Source organism: Azotobacter tropicalis (assembly GCF_059739045.1).
Window position 1 is genome coordinate 774,001 of the sequence record NZ_AP046059.1, and the last position, 6,000, is coordinate 780,000.

At 53.2% G+C, this 6,000-nt stretch carries 2 protein-coding genes, 2 rRNA genes and 1 pseudogene (1 of these 5 only partly in view); 1 reads left to right on the forward strand and 4 read right to left on the reverse strand.

From position 1 onward, the window contains the following. Positions 1-119: 119 nt before the first annotated feature. A protein-coding gene (locus tag Atro_RS03410; RefSeq protein ID WP_497926446.1) for an IS3 family transposase occupies positions 120-1,276 on the reverse strand; the annotation gives its coding sequence in 2 pieces (ribosomal slippage) (positions 120-1,018 and positions 1,018-1,276; 1,158 coding nt in all). Between the two features lie 53 nt (positions 1,277-1,329). Here Atro_RS03410 and Atro_RS03415 point away from each other — a divergent pair. Next, positions 1,330-1,512 (forward strand): annotated as a pseudogene (locus tag Atro_RS03415) (IS630 family transposase); the annotation flags it as partial. A gap of 231 nt (positions 1,513-1,743) precedes the next feature. On the opposite strand, the gene Atro_RS03420 reads toward Atro_RS03415, so the two are convergent. The 3 genes from Atro_RS03420 to Atro_RS03430 form a co-directional block, all read right to left on the reverse strand. Continuing rightward, the gene (locus tag Atro_RS03420; protein ID WP_497926447.1) at positions 1,744-3,426 is read right to left on the reverse strand and encodes a FimL-related protein; all 1,683 of its coding nucleotides are present in this window, start codon (positions 3,424-3,426) and stop codon (positions 1,744-1,746) included. Positions 3,427-3,690: 264 nt separating this feature from the next. Beyond that, positions 3,691-3,806, reverse strand: a 5S ribosomal RNA gene (gene rrf, locus Atro_RS03425). A gap of 156 nt (positions 3,807-3,962) precedes the next feature. After that, positions 3,963-6,000 (reverse strand): 23S ribosomal RNA (locus Atro_RS03430) (it continues 854 nt past the right edge of the window).

Genomic DNA, 6,000 nt, shown 5'->3' on the forward strand with positions numbered 1-6,000 from the left:
AATAACAGCAGGTCGGTCAGGCTAAACCAGCGGGCATCCTCGATCTTTTCAGTTTAGAGGAGATCTCACCTCCAGCGTAAGCAGCATGATGATCTTGCCCAGCCCTCGTGGACACAGGTTTAAGCACTCATCCAGGCCTCGAAGGCTTCCGGACTGATGTATCCCAGTGTGCTATGACGACGCTGGCGGTTGTAGTCGGTTTCGATGTACTCGAACACGGTTTGACGCATCTGGGCATGCGTACCGAAGCGTTCCCCATGGATGCACTCGACCTTCAGACTGTGAAAGAAGCTTTCGGCACAGGCGTTGTCGTAGCCATTGCCCTTCGCGCTCATGCTGCCGCGCAGCCGATGGGCACGAAGCAGTTCCCGATAGGCCGCCGAACAGGACTGGCTGCCTCGATCCGTATGCACGATCACGCCTTGAGGCTGCTTGCGCCGCCACAGGGCCATGCGCAGGGCATCGCAGACCAGCTCGGCCGTCATGCGCTCGCCCATGGCCCAGCCGATCACCCTGCGCGAGTACAGGTCGATGATCACGGCCAGATACAACCAGCCTTCTTCCGTGTGCAGGTACGTCATGTCGCCTACCCACTTCCGGTTTGGCGCCGCTGCCGTGAAGTCCTGCCGGAGCAGGTTGTCCGCCACCGGTAGTGAGTGCCTGGAATTCGTGGTGGCCTTGAACTTCCTGGCAGCCTTGGCCCGCAGTCCCTGGCGCCGCATCGAAGCAGCCACGGTCTTGCGATTGCAGGGCAGGCCCGACGCCTTCAGGTCGAGGCATAACCGCGGAGCCCCGCTGCGCCCCTTCCGCTTGTGGTCGGCCTGAGCTACCAGGCGGTCCAGTTGGGTCTGTTGCTGGCGGCGCTTCGAGAGCTTGCGCGAACACCAGGCGTAGTAGCCGCTGCGGGCAATGCCCAGCACACGGCACATGACCTTCAGTGGAAACTGCCGAGTATGGGCTTGCATGAAGGCGTACTTCACTTGAGGCTCCCGGCAAAGTACGCGGCGGCTTTTTTTACGATGGCCAACTCCTCGGACTGTTCGGCCAACAGCCGTTTGAGGCGGGCGTTTTCGTCGGCCAACAATTGCTCGCGCTCGCTGCTGGTCTGGGCCTGCTGTTTCCTGCTCCGCCAGCCATAGAGCTGGGAGGGGTGCAGCCCAAGCTGTTCGGCCGCTTTGCTGACGCCAATCCGTTCGGCCAAGGCCAGCGCTTCGTCCTTGTAGGCTTGGGAGTGGCGGATACGGGTTGGTTTCATCGGGCTTGCTTGCCTTGCCATGGATCACCTCGTTGCAGTGTATCGCTTAACGGGGTGTCCACTGAGGCTGGGCAAGATCATTCCATCGTGATGCCTTCAGCAGCGTGGCTGATCTGAGAGCGGCTATTCGTCGGTTCATTGAGGCTCATAACGAACATTCGGCCAAACCGTTCCGCTGGAACAAAACGGCTGAGTCGATTATCGGCTCGGTGCATCGAGCAAAGCTGGCAGTTATTCGGAATGAGTTATTGGATTAACCAGACAGGCCACTAGTCCGCCCCCCTGAAGGCCAAGTAGAAAATGATGCAGACAATACGCCAGCACCAAGCCATCTGATAAGAAATCGACATTTACTCTAAAACTCTAATAAGATTCATCCTTCGGAGAGATTTTCACATACAAACCGGCTAGAGATCATAAAAGCACTTGGCCTTATACTTACAAATCATACATATAAAATATTTTATAAGTTTTTGGCTATATAACTATCAGATCAGAACATTTACCGCGTCCATATCTTTTATGGCAAGCTCAGATACAGTCAGGGCACTTAAAGTTTCACCAGCAAGATCAAGAATATGCAATTGAGTATCAGGTGCACCACCCTCCAAATAATACTCTAAGCTAGTCAATGCATCAGCCAAGGTCTCAAGCATGTGTTCCGCAGGTATTTGCTGAGAGTCTAACATTCTGGACTGGATATATTCGGCACAAGCACCAATCAACGAAGATGCACGCTCCAAACCAAGAAACCAGAGTCCTCCGCGCACTGCATCTAAGCTGATTGGCAGGTTAGCCAAATGCATTCTGTCTCCTTGAGACTCCAAGTAAGCAATAATAGCTCGTTTAGCAAGCGCCAGGCTGGCTTTAGCCTCATCTAAAACGACAATCCGTGCCTCGCTTAATTGATGCCTAGTAAAACAGTCAGTCTCCTGCTCAGGCTGTAGGGAGCGCTCACCACATTCAAGGCCGGCAACAATACCCTCTACATGCAGTAAAGCCTCCGCTAGGCGAGCGAGGAATAGTGGATCAAGCGGTTGTATCAACCCCCAACTAGTTAAGGTCGGCAATAAGCCTTGCAAAAGATTACCTGCCGAGATCAAACCAACCATTACGAGCGTTTTGGCTAGCCTTCCCAACGAAATCCGCAAACCACTTAGACTCTCTTCTTGTCCACAACCACGCTCAATAAGATCTATGGAGTCTTTGATGCTAGCTAACTCCTCACGGATAGCCGAAGACAAGGAGCGCATAACTGCTCTGCCTGGGCCAGCCAAGCGCAAATATTCTTTCTCCAAGATTTGATCAGTAAAAGGCAGTGCCTGAAGCCCAAAAATCTTACGCAGCTCCTTGACGCGCGGGCCACAACTCTCCGTTAAAGCCACAAGATAAAGTAACTCTTTTAAGAGGCCCTGAGGAGCCTCATAATGAGAGTAGGCTAAAGATTGTTTGAGTTCACGCTCGACACGAGCAAACAAATATTTTCGCGATTTACGGGGCAAGAGCTGGCCATCCAGCTGAGCCTCAAGAGCCGCAGCGCAAATCCAAAAAAGGCGGCCTTGTGGTTGGCTGGCAAAAATCTTATCTAACCGTGACATTGCATGAGCCATAAGGCGTAAGCTAGCGGATAAGCTTTGCTCACGAATAAAACCAAGCAGCCCAATCTGATACATATGTCTTAATCGTGCTACTTCATCAGCCTGAATACTCGCCCCCTCTAGGTAGGAGTAGTAAACGGGACGGGGTGCATCTAGACAAACACTGAAGAACTGGCTGTCTGGCAGAGGGCTTAGCCCGACAAATTGACGTAACTCATTTATCGTTGGCAATAATAACTCTGGCAGACCTTGGTTGCCTGCTTCAACGTCCTCAAGATAACGCCGTAGTATATGCAAAGCACTGCTCAAAGCAGCCAGCCGACCATCTTGATCTTGGCCAACACCTACAGGTATATCAATTGTCTGCTGCAAAACTTCAAGGGCAAGCAACTCAGCTGCTGCCAGTTCAATCAAACTGAGGATGCCACGCACCTGTTGCAAATTAATAACAACCTGCTGCAAAAGGCTACCATTGTTGCGTTCGACTATAAATTGCTCGAGCCTCTGCTCAGCCTCCTCAATGGTGGCGAACAGCTCATCACGCACCAAATTGAGAGACATAGCATTGACCATGAACTTATTGCGCCTTCCATAATAAAAATTTTGTAGTTATCAGCTATCGAAGCTGTAACCTCACAACTCATCAAGAGCCTTCCTGGCAACTATAGCAATTAGCGCACCACCCACGATGCGACCCAGTACGCGGCTTAAAGCAACAACAGCACTACTGCAAGAACAGGATTATCCAAGCTCTTTCGCAAGTGTTTACCGTGGGCGTTGGACGCTTCAAACAAAAACCCCGAGCCGTCTGTTGCGGCTCGGGGGTTCGGGATAGGCGCTTGACGATGACCTACTCTCGCATGGGGAAACCCCACACTACCATCGGCGATGCGTCGTTTCACTGCTGAGTTCGGGATGGGATCAGGTGGTTCCAACGCTCTATGGTCGTCAAGCAATTCGGTGGGGACGTCGCGGTCAGGCGCCATCCCGTATCGGGCATGTGATACTGCAGTCTCGGTGGCTTTGCGGTTCAGCCAAATTTTCGGCTCAGTCGGCTTCGACCTCACCCCTGCACCGCCCTGTCGGGGGCCAGATTGTTTGGGTGTTATATGGTCAAGCCTCACGGGCAATTAGTATGGGTTAGCTCAACGCCTCACAACGCTTACACACCCCACCTATCAACGTCGTAGTCTTCGACGGCCCTTCAGGGAGCTCGAGGCTCCAGTGAGATCTCATCTTGAGGCAAGTTTCCCGCTTAGATGCTTTCAGCGGTTATCTTTTCCGAACATAGCTACCCGGCAGTGCCACTGGCGTGACAACCGGAACACCAGAGGTTCGTCCAACCCGGTCCTCTCGTACTAAGGTCAGCCCCTCTCAAATCTCAAACGTCCACGGCAGATAGGGACCGAACTGTCTCACGACGTTCTAAACCCAGCTCGCGTACCACTTTAAATGGCGAACAGCCATACCCTTGGGACCGGCTTCAGCCCCAGGATGTGATGAGCCGACATCGAGGTGCCAAACACCGCCGTCGATATGAACTCTTGGGCGGTATCAGCCTGTTATCCCCGGAGTACCTTTTATCCGTTGAGCGATGGCCCTTCCATACAGAACCACCGGATCACTAAGACCTACTTTCGTACCTGCTCGACGTGTCTGTCTCGCAGTCAAGCGCGCTTTTGCCTTTATACTCTGCGACCGATTTCCGACCGGTCTGAGCGCACCTTCGTACTCCTCCGTTACTCTTTGGGAGGAGACCGCCCCAGTCAAACTGCCCACCATACACTGTCCTCGATCCGGATAACGGACCAGAGTTAGAACCTCAAGCATGCCAGGGTGGTATTTCAAGGATGGCTCCATGGGAACTGGCGTCCCCACTTCAAAGCCTCCCACCTATCCTACACAAGCAGGCTCAAAGTCCAGTGCAAAGCTACAGTAAAGGTTCACGGGGTCTTTCCGTCTAGCCGCGGATACACTGCATCTTCACAGCGATTTCAATTTCACTGAGTCTCGGGTGGAGACAGCGCCGCCATCGTTACGCCATTCGTGCAGGTCGGAACTTACCCGACAAGGAATTTCGCTACCTTAGGACCGTTATAGTTACGGCCGCCGTTTACCGGGGCTTCGATCAAGAGCTTCGCTTGCGCTAACCCCATCAATTAACCTTCCGGCACCGGGCAGGCGTCACACCCTATACGTCCACTTTCGTGTTTGCAGAGTGCTGTGTTTTTAATAAACAGTCGCAGCGGCCTGGTATCTTCGACCGGCATGGGCTTACGGAGTAAATCCATCACCCTCACCGGCGCACCTTCTCCCGAAGTTACGGTGCCATTTTGCCTAGTTCCTTCACCCGAGTTCTCTCAAGCGCCTTGGTATTCTCTACCCGACCACCTGTGTCGGTTTGGGGTACGGTTCCTAGTTACCTGAAGCTTAGAGGCTTTTCCTGGAAGCAGGGCATCAACCACTTCGCCTTCGTAAAAGAAGGCTCGTCATCAGCTCTCGGCCTTGAACACCCGGATTTGCCTAAGTGTTCGGCCTACCACCTTAAACTTGGACAACCAACGCCAAGCTGGCCTAGCCTTCTCCGTCCCCCCATCGCAGTAACTAGAAGTACGGGAATATTAACCCGTTTCCCATCGACTACGCTCTTCAGCCTCGCCTTAGGGACCGACTCACCCTGCGTCGATTAACGTTGCGCAGGAACCCTTGGTCTTTCGGCGTGGATGTTTTTCACACCCATTGTCGTTACTCATGTCAGCATTCGCACTTCTGATACCTCCAGCAAGCCTCTCGACTCACCTTCACAGGCTTACAGAACGCTCCTCTACCGCGCATCTTGCGATGCACCCGTAGCTTCGGTGCCTGGTTTGAGCCCCGTTACATCTTCCGCGCAGGCCGACTCGACTAGTGAGCTATTACGCTTTCTTTAAAGGGTGGCTGCTTCTAAGCCAACCTCCTAGCTGTCTAAGCCTTCCCACATCGTTTCCCACTTAACCAGGACTTTGGGACCTTAGCTGACGGTCTGGGTTGTTTCCCTTTTCACGACGGACGTTAGCACCCGCCGTGTGTCTCCCGTGCTGACACTTGCCGGTATTCGGAGTTTGCATCGGTTTGGTAAGTCGGGATGACCCCCTAGCCGAAACAGTG

Excerpts from the sequence above, each read along its gene's own strand:
- Atro_RS03420 (WP_497926447.1), bottom strand. The coding sequence starts at position 3,426 with ATGGTCAATGCTATGTCTCTCAATTTGGTGCGTGATGAGCTGTTCGCC.